Source organism: Streptohalobacillus salinus, assembly GCF_003201605.1.
In the GTDB taxonomy this organism is placed as follows: Bacteria; Bacillota; Bacilli; order Bacillales; family Amphibacillaceae; genus Streptohalobacillus; species Streptohalobacillus salinus.
On sequence record NZ_QJJR01000003.1, the window covers coordinates 1 to 19473 of the forward strand.

Consider the following 19473-nt stretch of genomic DNA (forward strand, 5'->3'; position numbering starts at 1 on the left):
TCCTAACTTATTTGTTTAGTCACTCATAAGTATAGCGCATTTACATGGCTTTTTTAATATCTAATGGGATTATGCATTTCATTTTACAACAGACCTTTCATTTCTAATTGATCTTCTCTTAAATTATCCATTGCCCATTATAAAATATGTTTTACTCTTTTCATTCACTAGTATTATTTTTCTTTTCTATATCTCTTATAAACTGTTTCCAATCATCCTCACTTATCTTTCCTGCGTTAGATTGCCTTAAGGCGAGTCTCGCCATATCCCCTATTTCACCATACATCATGATATCTTCAATATCCGATGGCACCTCACCGCGATCTCTAGCTGCAAGGTCATACATCATTGCTTTTTCTTCATCATCGAGATCAAATAGTTCTGCAAACAGTTCCATCTTGTCCTTATCAAAGGGCTTCCTTCTGTTATTTTCAACATCGCTTAGAAATGAAAGAGATATTCCGAGCATTTTAGAAACTTCTTTTAGTGTTAGTTCATCTGGATGTTCTTGTCTCTTCTTCTTAATGAAATCTCCAAACCTAATATACTTTTCTCTCACGATTTGCACCTCCTTTCATTCTGAGGTGAACTGTTGAAAATAATATTCTCTCGTTCATCTTTTATCATTTACTCATATTTCACCTTATAGCGTAATTCTACTACAAAAAATGTTGTGGTCAATACCCATTTCACAAATTTGCGTAAATTTTTATTTCGAGTACAACACATCAGGAAGTTCATCCCAAAATTGAGTAATAGCATCACAATAAGTCTCATACTCACTGTCATCGATATTTAGCACTCGTTCTCCAAGCGTTGTCTTGTACAAGTCAAGTAAATCAGTTGAAATGCCTCCTGAATCAAAGAAGTTCGGCCTCAGTTGTTTTAACTTTGTAGCAGACCATCCGTCTCCATGTTTAATTACATTAGCCAGTAGTCTTAGTTCTTCAATCTTAGACCAGGAATTGAGCTTCTCTAAGTCTTGTCCAAACTCATTGAACTCTTCTTTTATATCATCGATTCCACGGGTGCAGAAGCCTGCAAAATCAACGTCATTACCCTTCTTATCGATAAATTTATGAGTCCTCGTCACTTCTTCAAAGACAAATTTTCTAACTTGCTGTTCCCAGAATTGATATAGGGTTGAGATCCACATTAATCTCATATTGTACTGCATGAGTGACATACTCTCATAATGTTCGAGTCCTGCTTCCCATGCCATCTCTGCATAGTCTGCAGGATCATCGCTCTCAGGATTAAAATACCTTCCAAGATCCTCATATTTCTCATCAGCAATAGCCTGTGACTCTTCCTCTAATGAGGAAAATATCGGTATAACTCTTTCATTATAAGTCTTTGCAAAGGTCTCAAATGGTTCTTTGAGCATTTTTCGTATTCGATTATCTAAATACAACTGCGCTCTCATAGCTTCACCACCAATTAAAATGACTAGTCTTTTCCTAAGTATTCCTTATTTCAGTTATTCTATTTAAGTAGAGTCCTGAAATTTTCACTAAACAGCAACTCAACCTCATCTACAGTTTTACCCAGTATTTTAGATGCATTCATATAAAAATCATCAAAATAGTCTACAGTAAAGTTATTTCTCGTTTGTTTTGTAAATGGAGAATCACTCTCAATCAATAATTTATTTGAGGGAATTTCTGAAATAAGTGCTGTGCCTTTTTTTGTAACTAACATATCACTATTGACTGAAAAATAATATCCTTTATCTATAGCGCGTTCTAGTTCTTTCTTACTTCCAGTAAACCAATGAAGAATTATCTTATTCTTGCTTTCTCCAACAATATCAATAACACTATCTGTGGCCTTTCTACTATGGATACTAATAATTTTATCTTCAAAAGTATTGCAAGATTCTATAATTCTTTCAAAAGTTTGTTTCTGATCTACAATTATACCTTTTGAATAGTCTAGGCCTATTTCGCCTATGTATTTGCTTTCAGGTAAATAGTCCAAAAACAATTTAAGTTGATTACCGTATTGAATCACTAGTTCTGGATGTAAACCCAGCGAGAATCTAGTAAATTTTAAATTCGGGTATTTGTCTTTATACTTTTTATAAAGTTTTGGAACATTTGTCATCACTATGGTATAAATCTCATTTTTCTCAATATACTTGAGTTTCGTTTCAAAGTCATCATATAGATCAAGATGCGTATGTGTGTCATATTTAAGTATTCTCATGATAATCTTTCAGCACTTCCTTTAGTTCAGCAATACCTCGCTTAAAAATTGATTCATATTGTTCAAGATTTGAATTTAAAGGTCCAGACATTTGAATATCGAGGTATGCTCTCTCAGAATCAAACTTCTCAAGGCCAAGCAAATATGAGTTCAAGTTTTTTCTAGCTGTTTTCCCTGATGAAAAATCCTCATCATAATAAGATGTCCTATCATCGATTCCAGCAGAATTAATTGCTGCTCTTCTTATAATACATGGCAAACACCTTCCACAATGTTGGGTCTCACTTTTTCCTCGCATTCTCCCTACATCGGGATGAGAACATGACATTGTATTTATAATATTCCCAGCTAAAAAATCTTTATTTTTGCACTCCGTAACCATTTCACCTTTTGTTTTGAATTGATATGGATTATATAAAGTGATCTCTAAACCTAAATTATTTAATAAATCTTGAAACAATTCCATATAATGTGGATGGGTTGTTCTTGTACTGCTAGTTCCAGTTCGAGAATAAGTTAGTGGTATGTTCAATGAAATATATCCGTTTTCCGGTATAATTAATTCTAGTCTTTTCTTAAAACAGGCAGCTAACGCAATTGCATGACTGAAAAACATAAAAGACCGAGATCTCATTGTTTCTTCTTTTCCACCATTGGGAGCAGCAAAGAAAGAATAAAAATTGTCCTTAGATAAGGAATACTCCTTAATCAACTCTTCTCTTAAAGCTTCTTGATATTCTATTGTACCTTTTCCTCCGCCATAATGACTGACAAAAATAGTATCCTTACTTTCATCTTCCAATAAATCAATAGCACCTATAAACGAATCAAGACCTCCTGAAAACATACACAGTTTATTGATGTCAAGTTTATCAATTCTCGTTTGCCTCATCTGGTCTCTTATCTTTCTTTCCTCTAGTGTCAATTCTCTATCTCTGAATGTAAATTCCCAACTATCCCCTGTAAGGAAATTAATCGTACGTTTCAACAACTCCACATTTTCTTCTAATAAATCTGAATTAAGCACTGGTAGGTGCAAATGAATACTTCTTTTCCAGGCATTAAATGAATCTTTTCTTTTGATTATTCTATCCGCCCCATATACAGCTAATGATATTACCAATAGATCTATAGCTTCATTTGAAGGGAATTCTGGCAGCAATTCTAATTTACTCTTCCAAAAAGTATACCTATAATCTTCGAAACTACATGTAATACTGTTACCTTCGACACTATACTCTTCAGAATTTGAAAATTTATAAACAATATTAATCAATCTAGCACACCCCCTTATACTTGGTTTTATACGTAGTCTTCGAAAGCTTTAAAACATGTCTGGAACAATTTATTCATTTCTTTGTTAATACTACTTGAGCGATAATCTTTACTTTCTGGCTTCATTTCTCGCATTCTCAGCTCTACTTTTACTTTTATATAATTTTTAAGCTCCTGTTCTTTCTTGACTGCCTCTTTTGGATTACTTTCATACTTCTCAAAGCGGCTTTGTAAATCACTCATTACTCGTCTAAAGATGTATTCACTCATAAAGACTTCAATAACTTTACTGAATGTGGGTTCGTCTATCTTCCTTAATGATTCTATATCCTCATTGTTTTCGAGGACTATATTATAAAGCTCAGAAATAGCTTCACCCGAAGCCCCCCTTGCTGCAATGTCTTCCTTTGTGTCTGCATTGCCAGAGATAACATTCACAAGTTCTGATAAAACTTCTTTTGCGCTCCTTCCAACAAAATCAATCTGTAACGATTGTAGCGTATTTTCAACACCATTCTCTCTAAAACCTTGAATAACCCTACCTAGATTGATTGCTGCACTTTTTCCTGAAGTTGAAGATCTGGAAAGCTGCCTTGAACCACCAGATGCTCCAACATATCTACTCATGACTTTACCTCTGTTAGATGAGGTGCCTTTTACATACCTTGTCATCGCATCTTTTGCATCTTTCCATCTATAAGGAGTTCCTTGTGGCTTTTCCTCATCATTATCTTCAGGTGAGTCGGCGTCCTCTGGGGAATAGTTATCATCGATATCGTCATAATCACTAGGTAGCAATGATTTTACTGGTCCATCAAAAATACTTGAAGTACCCATAATTAATTCCCCCTTTCTGCATCAATAAAAGTCTTTAGAGCTTGATTGTTCTTAATCCAACTATCAAAAATTTCATCAACTTTTTGTGTTTGATTGATTTCTTTTCCAAAGTTCATTACTCTTGGTATATGTGATGGTTTTATCCTAGTCCCACTAACGGCATCTAATCCGTTAATAATTTCTGTATGCACTTCCTTTTTAAGCGCTCCCCATTCTAACAATGATCTTAATTGGATATCCGATATATCACTTGAGCTGGTAATTCGTGATATTAGATGTTCAATGATCAAAGCAGCTTCATACTCATTTACTTCCTTTGCTTTATCACAAGCACTGCGTATTCCTGAATCCGTCCCAGCTGTCAAATTTCTTAATACATCATTAGCAATCTTACTTAATTTCATCTTAGACATCTCATATCGATTATCTAGTGTAGTCCTTGCGAAATAGAAATACGGTCGTAAATCCTCTTCACCAATTGCAGGTTGCATCTCTAACCAAGAATTTACCCATTCATCATCTTTCCATGAAGCTAATTTTTCCAAAGATTCACTTTCTTTGTTTTCAAGTGTTGATAATTCTATTATTTTACCAGTCAGATCTACTGGTGCACTTACTAATTCTGCAAACATTCTTGGTTTGAAATACTCGAGCATCATAATTTTTGCTAAGATTTTTCGATCCAATTCAATTGTTTTGTATTGAGCCATGTTAAGTCGCATTTCCATAGAATTCAAAAATCGCTTGCAGTGTCTGGGATTTCCATTTAAACCATTAGCTAATACTGAAGATAGTTGTTTTGATATCTCTAGACTCAATTTTACTTTATCTGCAATATCTTCATCAAAGCCTTTTATCAGTCCATAATCAAGTTGAAAATCAAAAAAATTCTTAGTCTTCTTATCATCAATAAATTCAATAGTCTTTTTAAATTCCTCTTTTGACAAATCTTTCTCCATAAAAAGTAGTGATATGTAAAGTTCTACTTCCCGGGTACTTAACCTTGGTATTCTTACCGGATACTGTACAATTTTTTCTAAATATTCTTTACCTATGTCAATACCGGTTCCTTCGATTTCTTTAAACTTGGTTTGAACAGCATAAGAAATATGTCTTTCATCTGCACCAATAATGAATACAGTTCTTCCTACATATAGGAACAGTCGGATTGCCTCTAATGTGTCTAATATTGTATCCGGACTGCATCGATCAAGTTCATCAATAAAAACAACTAACCTATCTATTTGGGTCTCTTTTAGTAACTTATCAAAATTATCTCTGAATGAGTTGATATCTTCACGAAGCTCTTTATCCGTCAACTCAGATTTAATAGCTTCCATCAAATCTTCTTTGATTATGCCGTCCTTTGAAGGTAACATGTTATCTAAGGCATTAGAAATGGCAAATTCAGTTACAACGCTTGATCCCCCTGTTAGAAATGCTCCTCCAAGTCTAATTGCATTTTTCACTAGCTTCATTTTATCTATGCTTTTATACAAACCAGCAATACATTTTTTTGCATTGTCACCTAAAGTCCTGTTACGCTCTATAGTGTCTAGAATATTTCCCAACAAGGCAGTTTTTGCGTCTTCATAATCTTCAAATAGCCATCCATTGAAATATATACACTCAGTATCCTTATTGTCTTTCAATGAAGCAATGCTCATGTTAATCAAGCTGGATTTTCCGCTTCCCCAATCACCATAAACTCCTATAGTAGAAGGTAATAAGTCATCATTTTTGATAATATTGCTCACAGTTTCAATTAGATAATCAAAGTCTAGATAATCAAGTTCTGTTTCACTATCTCTCCACATCATTACACCCCCAGTGCATTTGAAAAGTCCTACTCATCTTCTCCTCGATGCTCCACATTCATAGCATCAACCCAATCTTCCTCAACGTAGACCATCCCGTTCCGGCCTTCTACCTTCCGGTTAGGTCCAGCCTTATACAATTTACAGTTTAACGGACCATAACAAAAAGTTTCAAATCTATACTTCTTCCGCCCTCTAGGGTTCCAGTTATCTACAATAATCTCAACAGGCATCCTAGCTCCCCACATGCAGCTACTACAGAAAACCTCATATGTCCTGGCTGCCAGTCTGCGGTGTCCTCTTTCTCTGTAAACTTCCAGCTCCGGCGGCACCAGTTCCCAGGGAGATGAGGTGTTAGTGATGGTAGCGCTTCGGGTGATGAGTTTAAGCTTGGATACTTTGTAATACTCGGTAGGCTCGGTGTCAGGATCCGGCACTGGAACGCATTCTCCGGAGATCACATCGTTCACTTTGAATTGATGCTTGGCATGAGCTGCTTTACCGATGCCGATGGAGAAAGTTGTGTGTTGAGTATCGATCTCTCCCTCTAAAGTGATGGCATAACCAAGATATGTATGGGAGGCTTCGTCGAAGGACCTGGTTAGACGTATGCGGGGTTGGATTGAAATTATAGTACCTTTGAAGGTTGATTTTGTGTCCATTAGGTCGAGGCCTCCTTTCTATATTACCGAGATATCAACAATACTCATTCCTTTATCAATCTTTGAAATTAACTCATTTTCCTCTGCTAACTTTCCAATCTTGTCTAAATACGCATGGAATTTTTCCTCATTAACACTAATCGTTTCTTCTCCTATGATACGAAATAGATTTGAATTGAAATTTTCACCTGAATTGAAGGAATCCTCGTTTTCTCCTAACAGTATTAAAATCCAAATAAGAACAATACGATTTTTGCATCCGTATTCTATTAGTTGAAGTAAGTTCTTATGTTGGCTTTTGTATGCTGTAAAGTCTTTGGAAAATTGTTTCATGAGTTTTCTGAGATTTTTAGGAGATAAAATCAAAGTCCCCAGTGCTTTATTTAGTCTGCTTTCAATAGCTTTTCCAATTCTTTTATAACCAGCAGTGAATTCAATTGAGTTAACTTGGTAGGTATTTTCGAGCGAATATACGCCGAAGGTGTTTTCTACTCTACTCCCATCAATGTTATATAGTTCAATGTCATTTAGAAAGCTAAATGAGACCGTTGGCTGGAAGCCCGTCCCAATAATCACTTTATAGGCTATAACATTCCAAAGAAAAAATACTACTACACACTGACCATTATTATCGACATATTCATAAATAGCGTTAGTGCCCACTTCTAACATTACATCACCTATAGCATTATAAATAAAAGCGTCATCTACTAATTCCACTTTGCATTTTGACCGTTCTTTACCGTCAACAATATAATCAATTATTTCTTTATACCTGTCATGACAACTATCAATATTATTTTTATAACAATGCCATTCGTATGCAATTTTTGAAATTGTCCTGAACATCTCCTCTGAGCCAAAGAGTTCAAATGGATTATGTCTTGTAATAAATCCCGGGACAATATCTTTATATTTAGGGTAAAATTTATAAAGTTCATTCAGTCCTTTTACAGGTTTCTTAGTCCCGGGCTGAAAAATGATTTTACCATCTTTAAAGAATTGTTGTTTCTCATGTAAGAATGAATAATCGCTGTATACGATATCAAATTCATCTTCATCTAAAACCATCTTAATTTTAATTTTTATCTCATTGCCATCTCGAGTTTTTAGTCCCATATTTTTTCTAAATACATCTAATTTTTTTATGACTTTTTTCTCAAATTCATTGTTCGTGTGAGAGTTGTGCTTAGAACAGACAAATCTCTTTATTAATTTGGCTTCTGTTATCGCATATGGAATTATATCTGAATCAGTCAAATCCTTTGAATCACAATAGATACACACAACTCCACCTCCCATATCATAGCCATCAACAAAATATTCTGTAAACTCATCTTCTTAAAAAACGGACATCTCTGCAACTAAAAATGCCCGTCCTCTTTCACTGCTAATCATGGTGTCAAACTGCTCAACCAGAATCACTACCGATCTAGAATGTCAATCTATCACTGCTTATCTGGGATGTTTACCATCACAGCCTATCTTGGTATCAAACTGATCAAGCTTATCTGGATGTCAAAGTAATCATGGCATATCTGGAATATCATCGTCACTACCGATCTTGATACCAGCCTATTTGCCCATCTGTTTATTCTGTATACCTGCTCATCTCTCCATCACCCTAATCAACTAATGTTAGTTCTAACGCCTCATATAAGATTCCCAAAATTTACTTATGTGGTGGAAAAGTTTCTTGGGGAGTGGGGGGAATTGGGGAGAGGTGATGCTTGATCAAACTAGCTAACACGAACTAAATATCACTTCCTGATACGTTCAGAAATTAATACCTCTGCAATTGTAAAATCCATTTGATCGTCGATATCAATAGAATTCTCTTTCTTCATAACTGAAGCAAAGCTTCTGTCCCCATAGATATCGGGTGTTCTCATTAGATAGTCAACTTTCACGATATACAAAGCGCCATTAATCCGATAGTAAATCGGAATACTCTGTCTTGGCATTTCTACAACATCTGGTCTAATGAAGTTTTCCATCGAAAGGTTTTCAGGTAAAGTGTTAGACCATAATGGGGAATGATCCATTTCGCAAACTCCGACAACCAAATTTGCAGCCTTTTCTTTCAGCACCTTATATCCTTCAATAATATCATTCGAAGTTCTAAGTGGCGAAGTCGGCTGTAACAAAGCAACTGTATCAAACTCAGTTCCTAAATTCTTGTACCTTTCAATAACTTCTTTGACTGCATCCCATGAAGAAGCAGTATCATTTGATAATTCATTACTCCTCAAGAAAGGTACATTAGCACCCCATTGCTTTGCAATATCAGCATATTCTTGTGAATCGGTGGAAACCATGATTTCATCAAACAAACCCGATTCTCTTGCAGCTTCAATGGTATAAGCTAACAAAGGTTTGCCATTCAAGAGCTTAATGTTTTTGTCCTTAAGCCCTTTAGATCCTGATCGTGCAGGTATGATTGCCAGATTTCCCATTACCCCACCTCGCAATCATAAAACTTTTTCTTAAGGTCTATTTTATTTTTAATCACATATTCTTTTATTACTTCAACTACCTTGTTAGATGTATCTCCTTCACCGTATGGATTTATGGTTTTCTTAGCCTCCTGTGCAAACTTATCACTTAAGGCCAAATCCAAGGCTTGATGTATGCTTCCCTGCGTTGGTTCACAGTTAATGACACTACCTGCTTGTAGCCTTCCCTTTTGTCGGTCTCCAATGTTGACTGTAGGAATGCCAAAGCTTGGCGCTTCTAACAATCCACTGGAGGAATTACCAACAACTACTTTACAGTGTTTAAGTGCACTTAAGTATCGCTTCATACCAAGAGAAGTATATGCAAAGATATTTTCATTTTCTCTCGCATATCGATCAATAAATTGATTTATAACGCGGCCCTCAGCATCTGCATTTGCTTTAGTGAAGATAAAATCTATGTTCTTATATTCTTTGCAGACTTCGAGAAGCGATTCAATTTGCTTCTCAGAGCTGTTGTTTTCAAGTGTTACTGGATGGAATGTAACCACCGCATATGGTTTTGATAAACTCATATTAAGTTCATTCTCTAATTCTTCTTTTTGCAGAAATTTTTCATTTAAGATGTTTTCAATACCAATGGCTCCAACGTTGTACACACGCTCTGGATGCTCACCTAATTGAATAACTCTATTTCGGTACTCATTTGTACTTGTAAAATGAAGATAACTCAGTTTTGTAATCGCATGACGAATAGACTCATCGATGGCACCTTCTGTGGTTTCTCCACCATAGAGATGAGCTATGGGAATTCTCTGATTCATTGCTGTAGTTGCTACAGCCAGAGTTTCATATCGATCACCAAGAACAATCAACAAATCGGGATTTAGCTTCTCGAAATAATCAGCAAAGCTAATCATCGCAAGACCCATCGATTTGGAAATAGACGATGGCGTATCTGAGCTTAATAGGATCTCGATTTTCTCATCAATAACAAAACCATCCTTTTCAATTTCTTGATAAGTCAAACCGAATTCAGGTGAAAGATGTGCTCCAGTTGCTACGATTCTTACATCGAATTCCTCAACTTTATTAAGTTTTGAGATTATTGGTTTTAGCAAACCATATTCGGCTCTTGTTGCTGTTAGAATACTGATTATTTTCTTCATAACTCTATCAACTCATCTTCTTCAAAATCTCTCGGTGCATATTTTCCTATAACATCAAACCATCTCATAGGACTTATACCATCCCCTGGCCTTTTTACTGTAAGGTTATTATCAGTAAAAATTTCACCTGCTTTGATGTCTTTACTTGCAATAATACTCTTACGCGCAACAGCCATGTTCTTCTTCTCTGATTTGGCTGGCTGTTTCATTCCATTACCTAGTGACAATTCAATATGTCTTATGGAGTCAACCATAGCTTTAAGCTCATTAGGTTCTAAGCTTGCTTTATGATCTGGCCCTTCCATATTTCTATCTAAGGTAAAATGCTTCTCTATGACTGTAGTACCTAAAGCAACCGCGGCAATGGGAACCTCTATGCCTTTAGTGTGGTCCGAATAACCCACCTTTACGTCAAACTCTTCTTTTATTGTATTCATAGCTCTTAAATTTACATCTTCAAATGGTGTCGGGTACTCTGTCGTACAATGAAGAACTGTAAGTTCCGCCGCTCCATTTTCTTTTAACGCTTTAATAGCACTTCTTATGTCTTCCATGGTGCTCATACCTGTGGAGAGTATCACAGGTTTATTTAGTTTAGCAATCTTGATTAGATAAGGAAGGTTGGTGATGTCCCCTGAAGGAATTTTCCACGTGCCCATTTCTAAACTATCTAAAAAATCTATGCTATCAAAATCAAAAGCAGTGGACATAAATTCAATACTTTTACTTTTACAGTATTCATTCAGTTCGACAAACTCGTCAAAGGAGAGTTCGAGCTTCTTAAGCATATCCTGTTGGGATTCTTCCGGCTCAGTTTGCTGCTTTTGATATTCAGCTTTTACTGCATTTTTTGAAACAATATTTTTAGAAACAAAAGTTTGAAACTTTACGCAATCAGCCCCTGCATCTTTAGCAGCATCGACTAATTCTTTTGCCAGCTCCAAACTTCCATTATGATTTACACCAGCTTCTGCAATAACGAATACACTCATAGTTTCTTCACCTCCCTGCATGGATTTCCGTAAGCCATGGTATTTGAATCAATGTTTCGCAAGACGACACTGCCCATACCAATAATCGAATTTGATCCGATGTGAATTTGTTGTTTAATGGTAGCATTTGAGCCAACGTGAGCATGCTCTCCAACGATCACTTCTCCACCTAAAACAGCTCCTGGAGCAATGTGGGAAAAGGCACCTATCTGACAGTCGTGTTCCACAATAGATCTTGAATTTATGATGGCTCCTCTTTGAATTAGAGCTCCAGCATTGACTATACTCTGTTTCCCAATAAACACACCTTGTTCAATTATCGCATGATTACTGACTTTAGCCGAATTATCAATGATGACCGGGATCTCATAACCAATTTCACTGAGTAGATTGAAAAGATTTATACGAAGCGTTGGAATTCCGATACTTCCCACTGTGACAAAAGCATGTCTATAACCATCTCTAAATAAAGTCGGTAGATCATCATCACATCCCACTACAGGAACCCCCATCACTGACTTACCAACATTCTCTCTCTTATTGACAATCCCGATTTCTGCATATTCATTTAGCTCAAGAAGACTATCCAATACTGATTTGCAATGGCCTCCGCCACCAATTAAGAGTATTCTTTTATTCATCTCTCTCTAACTTTCTGCGCATCTCTTCCATTTCATCAATCTGTCCCATGTCCATCCAACTATTCTCACTTATTGGATAAATACCGATTTTCTCACCTTTAACTTTATATTGTTCAATGATATCCGGAAAGCCAATTGACTTATCATCCTCTAGCTCTTCAATAATCTTAGGCTCTACAATGTACATCCCTGTATTTGTGAAAAATGATAGTTCTGGTTTTTCCTTCATACTTTCTATTTCGCCTGTTTCACTAATTTCAATAACACCATATGGTATTTTAATGTTCTTTAGTGAACAGACCATTGTGATTAAATTATTTTCTTTCTTATGGTAATTATATATTTTTTCATAATCCTCTTCGATCAGAATATCACAATTAGATAAAATGAATGTTGAGTTGATCTTTCCTTTAAGGAGGCTCAACCCTCCACCTGTACCTAACGGCTTATCTTCATCTACATAATCGACCTTGTATGCTTTTTCAACTTCATTAAAATAGGCTTTTATCATATTCTTCTTGTGATTGACAACAAAATAAAATTGATCGCTTCCATGTCGATTAAAACGGTTAATGATATGCTCAGCAATTGGAATTTCACCAATAGGAATGAGAGGTTTAGGCAGTATTTTTGTGTATGGATAAAGACGTGTACCAAGGCCTCCTGCCATAATAACAACTGGTACATCTAAAGTTCTTTGTGGTTCGACTTCTTCATCATTCCATAACACAACAGAAAGAATGTTTTTCTCTTCGTCAAGTATTGGAAGAGCTTCAACAGAATGTTTTTTCATAAAATCTTTTGCTTTGGTTTTCTCTTCCTCTAACAGAAATTTCGGATGATAGTTTGCCATCTTCTTAACTTTAGCATCCAGATTTCCTTTCTTTAGGATCCACCTTCTAATATCACCGTCTGTGATGGCTGCAACAAAGTGCCCATCCCGAGTGACAAAAAGTACTTTCTTAGCAACTTTGTCCAGTTGTTGCATTGCCTCGAGCATTGTTGCTTCTTCGTCTATTAAAAATTCTAAAACTTCCATTTCCGCACCCCTTTTCAAAAGTGATTCATATCACCTCTGGTTGTTTTAAACATTCAATAACATAAGCAACGTCTTCTCTAGAAAGATTGGAGCTGCATGGGATATTAACTACCTTTTCCAAATACTGCCCTGCTTTATCAATCTTGTGCGTTTGACTTCCCTCATAAGGCTTTTGGTCACTGATCAATCCCCATATCGGTCTTGCCTGGATCTTTTTAGATGCTAGATATTTGATGATTTGATCTCTATTTAATGCGTATCCTTGTTCTACATATAATGCATAAAACCAATAATTTGGACGAATAGTATCCTTGAAAGCTAAAATTTCCAGTCCTGAAATCTTTTGTATTTCATCTTTATAGAAATCATAATTATCTTTCTTCACCTTGATAAAGTCTTCTAGTTTTTCTAGTTGTGCAAGACCTAATGCCGCCTGAAGGTTTGTCATGCGGTAATTATAGCCAATTTCATCGTGGGTATAGTAAAGCTCATCACTTTTCGCTTGGGTTGTAAGATGCTTTGCCCTTCCTAAAAGTTCTTCATTATCTGAAACAATCATCCCACCACCGCCTGTGGTCATAATTTTATTTCCGTTAAATGAATAAACCCCCATATCACCAATCGTTCCGGCGTGTTTACCTTTATATTTCCCTTCGATATAATAAGTACCCATCGCTTCTGTTGCATCTTCAATCACTTTTAAATTATACTTATTGGCGATTTCAATAATCCTCTCCATATCAGCCATGTTTCCAAAAACGTGTACGACAATCATTGCTTTGATATGCTTTTCAGTCACATTATTGATGAGTTTACCATTAGTAAAACTACATTCTGTTTCACAGAAGTATTTTAGCTTGTCAACATCCATAGTAAGTGAATCATCACAGTCCATAAAAACAGGTTCTGCACCGACATACTTTACTGGATTTACTGCCGCGATGAACGTTAGTGTTGGGACAATGACTTCATCTTCTTTTGTAACCCCACAAACTTCAAGTGCAATATGAAGCCCTGATGTACCATTTTGACAGGAAACAGCACCTTTGCACTTAGTATACTCTGCTACTTTCAATTCAAAATCATTTACATATGGACCACCTGTTGATACCCATTCTGTTTCAACCGCATGTGTTATATACTCAAGCTCTTTTCCTTTTAAGTTGGGAACGGATAGAGGTATGAATTTCCGGCTCATTTTAGCACCTCCAAATTAAATATTGTAAATATCTGTCTTATACTGATCTAAGTTATGCTTGAAGAACTCAATTGTTTCTGCTAGACCTTGTTCAAAGGTATGATTAGGCTTCCAATCGGTCAGTCTTTTGATTTTCTCATTAGATCCTAAAAGTCTATTCACTTCACTCTTCTCAGGTCGTAATCTTTGCTCATCACAAATAATCTTCGCATTTGGATTGATCTGTCTAATCAATTCTTCAGCAAGTTGACCGATTGAAATTTCTTGCTGTGTTGCGATATTTATTTCTTCACCGATAGTGTTGTTTGATTTTGCAATTTCAATAAATCCATTAGCAGTATCTTTTACATAATTAAAATCTCTAGTAGGGGTTAACGAGCCAAGGTCAATTTCTACTTTTCCAGCAAGAAGCTGTGTAATAATTGTTGGAATAACTGCTCTCGCTGATTGTCTTGGTCCATAAGTATTAAATGGGCGAACAATTGTGATAGGCATATTAAAGCTGCGATAGAAAGACTCCGCCAAACGATCCGCACCAATTTTTGTTGCAGAGTAAGGGGATTGTCCTTGATACGGGTGGTTTTCATCTATCGGTACATATTGAGCAGTGCCATATACTTCTGATGTTGATGTGATTAAAAGCCTTGATGTATCTAAATCTCTTGCAGCTTGCAGAACATTAAGCGTACCTTTAATATTCGTATCCACATACGTATCTGGCGAATGGTAACTGAAAGGGATAGCAATCAGTGCAGCAAGATGAAACACCTCGTCCATGCCTTTCATTGCTTCTCTCACGCCATTTGGATCTCTTACATCTCCAGCAAATACTTCTATTTCTTTCATGATATCTTTAGGAAGAGTATCTAACCATCCCCAAGAATTAAATGAATTATAATATACAAAAGCTTTTACTTTGTGTCCCTGCTTTACTAACTCTTCTGTCAAATGACTTCCGATGAAGCCATCTGCTCCTGTTACTAAAATTTCGCTCATTTTTATCCTCCTTTAGTTGTATGCTCATATTTTATTTCTTTAGGTCTTTTAAAATATTCCATGGCATTTTGTATGCCTTGGAAGATAATATCCATGTCAGAATGAATTTTATGAAATATATTAATGTAGTTGCCATAGCCGCACCGATGGCTCCATATTTGCTAATTAAAACATAGTTTAACCCAATATTTAATACCGCTGCTGTAAAAGTAACCCAAGCAAGATATGACGTTTTTTCAGCATAAAATATGTAGCTTCCAATCATAAAATACATTCCATTAAAAGCATAACCTAAAGCTATCCAGGTTACATATATACTAGAATTCCCGAATTCTCTACCCACGAAAAAGCTCAAAAACGATGGAGCAATTAAGGACAGCACCACAGACATCAGCAAAATAATAATGAAATATAAATAAGTGAATTTAACAACTCTTTTTTTGGTTGCCATAATGTTTTCTTTTAGCTTAGAATATAACCATGGAACATAAGCTTGATTGAATGATGTCGCTAATAGATTAATAATCATACCTATTTGATATCCAACTGTATAAACACCCGTTGTCTCAATCCCAACCATATTGGTTATGAATATTCTGTCTGTCATGGTCATTAATACTCCTCCAAGAGCGTGTGGTATTAACGGTACTCCAAATCCTAAAGCGTGTTTTATATAAGTTTTGTTATAAGAAAATTTCAACCAATTGTTTTTTATTAATATAAAAAAACTAATTAACACAAATATCATAAGAGAAACTACTTGTGCATAAACTCGACCACTCCATGTTAAGTCTACAAATACCACCAAAACTATACTTAGCAACATATTCAATGCTGTTTGAGATATTTGATAAACTCCATATTGTATAGACTTAACCTGTACTTGCCATAATGTTAAAACAATTTTAGTAATAAATTGGGCAAACGAAACTACTATTACCATCCATAACACTTGAATAGGTACCGAGGAAACATTTGCGATTGCGCTTGAGAACATAAAAAAGATTACTGCAACTAATAAAGTGCTACTTATTAAAATATATATGCTATTAGTAATATATTCTTTTATGTCAACTGTATCCTTTTCATAGTACATTCTTGCTATAGCCCCATGAACACTTAAACCCGTAAATGGGGCTATAAAACTTACAAGCATACCAAACATCGATACAATACCATAATCAACTGGTGAAAGGTATCTTGTCAATACAGGGAGTAAAAAAAATGGAATAGCACTATTAATTACACTCGTCATTGTATAGATCCCAGCTGTTTTAAACAAATTAGATTTTAATATGCTGTTTTTTATACGTTCCATTACATCACACTTTCGATTAATATAAACAGGTATTAATTTCTTTATATAAATATTTTACTTATTAAAAAAATGAGTCTGTAGAATCTTGTCATGATTATTCGCATCGCTAAAGAAATAGATTTTATTGAAAGGCTTAGTTTTATAATTGGATATACTATCTTTTAGTTCATCAGCCGTATTCGCAATCATAACAATTTTTTCATCTAATAAATACTCCAAATTTTCTACTCCTGGCAAGCTTACTAATATTGTTTTTGCATTTAGTATTAACCCTTCATATAAAGCTGTTGAGTATACACCAACTTGATATTCTGACTCTGACAGAAGCTGATACAAGTTAATTTTATTATCATCGACAATTTTAAAGTTACTAAGTTTCATACCCTCATTCAGCCTTGGATATATAGCTCTCCAATCATTAAATTCACTCGGGTGCAATTTATATGTAACATTATAACAGGTATTTTTTTTAGCGAATTCAAATGCTATTTCAGATAACTCTTTACCGATTGTCCCTTGAGAAATAAAAATAACTGAGTTTTTTATTTTTTCATTATCCTTATAATGTTCTAATTGTTGAGTTAGGTATGGAAAACCAATATTCAATATTTTTTCGCTTGATAAAGGAATCGGTGTACTATCAAACCAATAATCACCATATATCATTAAATAATCCGGAAAATAAGGTACTTTTTTATTACTAGTAAAACTATATCCTAAATGATATTTAGATATTGTTCCATGTTGAACTTCATAAACTTCAATTCCTAGGTCCTGCGCTGCAGAAATTAATGCTTCATTCCCATAAGAACATACTAATATGATTTTTTTAGGTTTTATTTTTTTATATAAGTTCCAATAATATTTGTAATTATATCTATAGTAGAAGATCTGAACTCTAATTAATTCCTTAATGTTTAACTTAATATTAAACTTATACTCTATTCGCTTTTCAATTTCATTCAGTAATAATACATCACTCTCCGTAAATCTTATATTCATAAACCATCTACAGTATCTTCTGCTAAATATAGAAGGTAAAGCAACAGCATATGAGGGGGGGGAGTATTGTCTGTGAAATGTATCCAAATCTAAGTTTAAAACTCTTTTATTGGATGATTTTATAGTTTTTCTTATATAGTGCGTATAATAATCTGAAATTTCTCCTTCCAAAAAAGTTTTCCTTGGGCTTTTGAAAATCAATATATCTTTTTGGTCTTTCGTTTTTTTTGCATTATATCGGTAAATATTAAATTCTTTTTTTGCTCTATTAATTAATTTTTCGATAAAAGCTTCTTTTCTAGGAGGATGTGCAATCCCCATTAAACCAACTTTATTATTAATAGTGCTCCAAATACTAATTCGAATTAACTTCCAAAAATATACATTATCAATCTTGTAATCAATTAATCCGTAGTCGAATTCTACTTTTTCAAAGAAGCTATATATCTCCTTTAGGTTATATCTTCTATTCATTTTCAATCCTCCTGAAAAATGTAAAACCAAGATTGTTACTTTTAATATTTATTCTTCAGCCCTTAAACAGCAAATATTCTTATTTCATTATCCATTTATTTCAAATCACCAAGCGTCACTAACCTTGTCTTCAATAGATAACTTGTTTCTCTAGCCAAGCTATCGCTCTACTTTACTTAGACTCAGAAAACAGGTCGCGACATCCACTGTGTATCTTTTCACTATCTCATACGGGATATTCATACCATTAACTTTTTATAAAGGTTTTTAAAATTTCTAACACATAAGCCCCTTCTTCAATTCCTAAACCATATATGTTTCTGAATTGCAAAGTCAGATGCATAAATCTTCTTGAAAGATATTCCAATACATTCAAAGAGTTGTACTTATAATAATTTGACCGATACTGATCTTTGATTCTTATGCATTAATAGCCGCCTCCTCAAGGCGTACTCTTGGCACAAGTGTCTCTTATTAGTTCTCATTTGTTAAATATGGACTCCCAAACCATTGAGAACTAAACAGATTTTGACCATGGTACGCTATAAGCGTGGATGGTGCTATTATAAGGAAGAAATCAGAAATTACTCCATCCGCTAAAGGGATGCTTGCCATGTTCACAAACAGCAGCAAGAACATTACTGAAGTCGCCCCCGGTTGATATCTGTTAATGTTTAAAAGTGCGTTTTACTAAGGTAGAATGATGTTTAAGTCATGTAGAGTGCTCATAAGTATAGCGCTCCTATAAAACTTTTTTAGTATCTAATGGTATTATGCATTTCATTTTACAACAGATCAATTATACATGTTTGCACCTCCTGAAATATTCGCTATAGCCTTTACATCCCCTTCTGCAAAATCAATCACATAAATTTAATCTCTAACACCAGTTCCATGAGTTGTCCCATAATCATTAACAAATACATTAACCTTCTATAACTCACTTTTTGCTATAAGCTAGCTGATTGTTGAGCACTTCATTTGAATCCTCTCTGAATAAACCACTTTTTTAGGTCCCACTTGTTTGAAATATCTTAGAAAATCAACTCTAAAGCTATTATTAACATTTGCTGTGTCAGTTAATAGTTTCTTACACATAGCATTTGTCTCTCCTCAATAATTAGTTGAATTATTCCACTCCATATCTTCTTTTTTGGGGATGGTTAATCATCATAAATTATTGCAGATGAGCTGATTACAAACTTATTCACTCTGTACTTCACACATTTTGATAAGTACCATTGTAGACAAAAAGTTGGTTTGATACCTTTTATTTGATGAAGTCTGTTCAGCACTTCAAAATTTGAGTTGATAAAATTATCAGCAATAATTACTTAATGGCTTTTATTAATAAGTTCCACCACAGCATTGTTACCGATAAAACCCCAC

The 19473-nt window shown here is 34.8% G+C and carries 17 protein-coding genes; all 17 read right to left on the reverse strand.

Going from position 1 to position 19473, the window contains the following annotated elements; translation table 11 throughout:
• Nucleotides 1–160: 160 nt before the first annotated feature.
• A complete protein-coding gene (locus DES38_RS03045) occupies nucleotides 161–559 on the reverse strand; it encodes a helix-turn-helix domain-containing protein (protein ID WP_170114318.1) in 399 nt (132 codons plus the stop codon).
• 150 nt (nucleotides 560–709) lie between these two features.
• Nucleotides 710–1426: a hypothetical protein gene (locus DES38_RS03050; RefSeq protein ID WP_110250623.1), complete on the reverse strand. Its 717-nt coding sequence runs from the start codon at nucleotides 1424–1426 to the stop codon at nucleotides 710–712.
• A gap of 59 nt (nucleotides 1427–1485) precedes the next feature.
• The gene (gene qatD / locus DES38_RS03055) at nucleotides 1486–2208 is read right to left on the reverse strand and encodes a Qat anti-phage system TatD family nuclease QatD (protein WP_110250624.1); all 723 of its coding nucleotides are present in this window, start codon (nucleotides 2206–2208) and stop codon (nucleotides 1486–1488) included.
• Entirely contained in the window at nucleotides 2195–3484 is a 1290-nt protein-coding gene (gene qatC, locus DES38_RS03060; RefSeq protein WP_110250625.1) for a Qat anti-phage system QueC-like protein QatC, read from the reverse strand. The genes qatD and qatC overlap by 14 nt, the downstream gene beginning before the upstream one ends.
• A gap of 26 nt (nucleotides 3485–3510) precedes the next feature.
• Nucleotides 3511–4320, reverse strand: coding sequence for a Qat anti-phage system associated protein QatB (gene qatB, locus DES38_RS03065; protein ID WP_110250626.1), 810 nt, complete (start codon nucleotides 4318–4320; stop codon nucleotides 3511–3513).
• Nucleotides 4321–4322: 2 nt separating this feature from the next.
• Complete coding sequence (locus tag DES38_RS03070; protein WP_245881947.1) at nucleotides 4323–6140, reverse strand: KAP family P-loop NTPase fold protein; 1818 nt, start codon at nucleotides 6138–6140, stop codon at nucleotides 4323–4325.
• 26 nt (nucleotides 6141–6166) lie between these two features.
• A complete protein-coding gene (locus DES38_RS03075; RefSeq protein WP_110250628.1) occupies nucleotides 6167–6799 on the reverse strand; it encodes a hypothetical protein in 633 nt (210 codons plus the stop codon).
• A gap of 18 nt (nucleotides 6800–6817) precedes the next feature.
• The gene (locus tag DES38_RS03080) at nucleotides 6818–8101 is read right to left on the reverse strand and encodes a hypothetical protein (RefSeq protein WP_146206348.1); all 1284 of its coding nucleotides are present in this window, start codon (nucleotides 8099–8101) and stop codon (nucleotides 6818–6820) included.
• A gap of 458 nt (nucleotides 8102–8559) precedes the next feature.
• Entirely contained in the window at nucleotides 8560–9255 is a 696-nt protein-coding gene (locus DES38_RS03085; protein WP_110250630.1) for an acylneuraminate cytidylyltransferase family protein, read from the reverse strand.
• Entirely contained in the window at nucleotides 9255–10424 is a 1170-nt protein-coding gene (gene neuC, locus DES38_RS03090; RefSeq protein WP_110250631.1) for a UDP-N-acetylglucosamine 2-epimerase, read from the reverse strand. The genes DES38_RS03085 and neuC overlap by 1 nt, the downstream gene beginning before the upstream one ends.
• A complete protein-coding gene (neuB, locus tag DES38_RS03095; RefSeq protein ID WP_110250632.1) occupies nucleotides 10421–11416 on the reverse strand; it encodes an N-acetylneuraminate synthase in 996 nt (331 codons plus the stop codon). Before neuB ends, neuC begins: the two co-directional genes overlap by 4 nt.
• Nucleotides 11413–12057, reverse strand: coding sequence for an acetyltransferase (locus tag DES38_RS03100; RefSeq protein WP_110250633.1), 645 nt, complete (start codon nucleotides 12055–12057; stop codon nucleotides 11413–11415). The genes neuB and DES38_RS03100 overlap by 4 nt, the downstream gene beginning before the upstream one ends.
• On the reverse strand, nucleotides 12050–13096 hold the full coding sequence (locus DES38_RS03105) for a sugar phosphate nucleotidyltransferase (RefSeq protein ID WP_110250634.1): 1047 nt from the start codon (nucleotides 13094–13096) through the stop codon (nucleotides 12050–12052). Before DES38_RS03105 ends, DES38_RS03100 begins: the two co-directional genes overlap by 8 nt.
• 25 nt (nucleotides 13097–13121) lie before the next feature.
• A complete protein-coding gene (locus DES38_RS03110; RefSeq protein WP_110250635.1) occupies nucleotides 13122–14294 on the reverse strand; it encodes a LegC family aminotransferase in 1173 nt (390 codons plus the stop codon).
• A gap of 15 nt (nucleotides 14295–14309) precedes the next feature.
• A complete protein-coding gene (locus tag DES38_RS03115; RefSeq protein ID WP_110250636.1) occupies nucleotides 14310–15290 on the reverse strand; it encodes an NAD-dependent 4,6-dehydratase LegB in 981 nt (326 codons plus the stop codon).
• Nucleotides 15291–15321: 31 nt separating this feature from the next.
• Nucleotides 15322–16608: a flippase gene (locus DES38_RS03120; RefSeq protein WP_110250637.1), complete on the reverse strand. Its 1287-nt coding sequence runs from the start codon at nucleotides 16606–16608 to the stop codon at nucleotides 15322–15324.
• Nucleotides 16609–16662: 54 nt separating this feature from the next.
• Nucleotides 16663–18084, reverse strand: a complete 1422-nt coding sequence (locus DES38_RS03125; protein WP_110250638.1) for a hypothetical protein — start codon at nucleotides 18082–18084, stop codon at nucleotides 16663–16665.
• Nucleotides 18085–19473: the final 1389 nt, after the last annotated feature.